Here is a 1,796-nt window from a genome sequence, read left to right as displayed (position 1 = left end):
TGGTGGTGTTGTTTGCCGCGGAGGGCCGGGCGCTGGGCGGGTGCGGGAGCGACGCCCCCACGGGCCCGTTCGGCCGTGGAGTCGGTCAGCCCAGGACCTCGGCCAGCGGGAGCACGGGCATGCCGTGCGCCTCGGCGACCGGACCGTAGGTGACCTGGCCGTCGTGGGTGTTCAGACCCAGGGCGAGTGCCGGGTCGCGACGCAGCGCCTCGCGCCAGCCGTGGTTGGCCAACTCCAGGGCGTACGGCAGGGTGACGTTGGTCAGCGCGTAGGTGCTGGTGTTCGGCACCGCGCCGGGCATGTTCGCCACGCAGTAGAAGATCGACTCGTGCACCTTGTAGACCGGGTCGGCGTGCGTGGTGGGGCGCGAGTCCTCGAAGCAGCCGCCCTGGTCGATGGCGATGTCGACGAGCACGCTGCCGGGCTTCATCCGGGAGACCAGCTCGTTGGAGATCAGCGTCGGGGCCTTCGCGCCGGGCACCAGCACCGCGCCGATGACCAGGTCGGCGTCGAGCACGGCCCGCTCGATCTCGTACGCGTTCGAGGCGACGGTCTGCAGGTGACCCCGGTAGATGGCGTCGGCCTGGCGCAGCCGGGCGACGTTCTTGTCCAGCAGCAGCACCTCGGACTGCAGGCCCAGGGCGATGGCGGCGGCGTTCATGCCGGAGACGCCGGCGCCGATGACGACGGTCTTCGCCGCGTACACGCCGGAGACGCCGCCGGGCAGCACGCCGCGCCCACCGCCGGTGCGCATCATGTAGAACGCGCCGACCTGCGGGGCGAGCCGGCCGGCCACCTCGGACATCGGGGCGAGCAACGGCAACGACCGGTCGGGCAGCTCGACGGTCTCGTACGCGATGCCGGTGACCTTGCGGTCGACCAGCGCGTCAGTGCACGACTTGGAGGCGGCCAGGTGCAGGTAGGTGAAGAGCACCTGCCCCTCGCGCATCCGGTGGTGCTCCTCGGCGATCGGCTCCTTGACCTTGAGCACCAGCTCGGCGGTGTCCCACACCTCGTCGGCGGTGGCCAGGATCTTGGCGCCCGCCGCGGCGAACTCCTCATCGGTGATGCTGGAGCCGACTCCGGCGCCGGACTCGACGAAGACCTGGTGGCCGCTGCGGGTGAACTCGTTGACGCCCGCTGGCGTGATCGCCACGCGGTACTCGTGGTTCTTGACCTCGCGTGGGATTCCGACCTTCACGATGCAGACACCTCTCTTCGGGGCTGCTTCCCCCCGACTGCTCGGTGCCGCGACGGCCCCATTGCCGCCACGGTCCACCGGTCCCGCCGGCGGCAGTCTAGGCGCGTCCGGCCCCGCCGGGAGCCGGCACAGTGGCATCCGGTGCCCGGGTGACCTGACGGAGTGTCAGGGCGCCGAACGGGCCGGCATTGGGACGTCACCTCAGCCGTCAGGACAGTGTTCGCCCATTATCGTCCCATCTGCCGTGTGGCGGTGCGGACAGCCGGCGAGTGGATCACTAGTGTGTCCGCCCATGACCACTCCTCCATACCAGCCCGGGTACGCCCCGGGTTACTCCGACAAGAGCAAGGTCGTCGCGGGCATCCTCGGCATCCTGCTCGGCACCTTCGGGGCCGGTCGGTTCTACACCGGACACACCAAGATCGCTGTTCTCCAGCTCGTCGTGAGCCTGGTGACGTGCGGCGTCGGCGCGCTCTGGGGCGTCATCGACGGCATCCTGATCCTGGTCAACGGCGGCACGGACGCGCAGGGTCGCCCGCTGCGGGACTGACCGGCCACACCGCGACACGAGAAGGGGCCCCGCGGTCAGCCGCGG

General features: G+C 70.7%; 2 protein-coding genes. One reads left to right on the top strand and one right to left on the bottom strand.

The genetic code is table 11. From position 1 onward, the window contains the following. Positions 1 to 85: 85 nt before the first annotated feature. Complete coding sequence (gene ald, locus AB0J68_RS31850; protein WP_354859379.1) at positions 86 to 1,201, bottom strand: alanine dehydrogenase; 1,116 nt, start codon at positions 1,199 to 1,201, stop codon at positions 86 to 88. A 244-nt stretch (positions 1,202 to 1,445) separates the two neighbouring features. On the opposite strand from ald, the gene AB0J68_RS31845 reads away from it, so the two are divergent. Continuing rightward, positions 1,446 to 1,751 (top strand): TM2 domain-containing protein, encoded by a 306-nt coding sequence (locus AB0J68_RS31845; protein ID WP_354859378.1) that lies wholly within the window; start codon positions 1,446 to 1,448, stop codon positions 1,749 to 1,751. Positions 1,752 to 1,796 lie beyond the last annotated feature (45 nt).

The organism is Micromonospora sp. NPDC049580, assembly GCF_040675595.1.
In the GTDB taxonomy this organism is placed as follows: domain Bacteria; phylum Actinomycetota; class Actinomycetes; order Mycobacteriales; family Micromonosporaceae; genus Micromonospora.
This window is presented reverse-complemented; position numbering and strand designations above follow the sequence as displayed.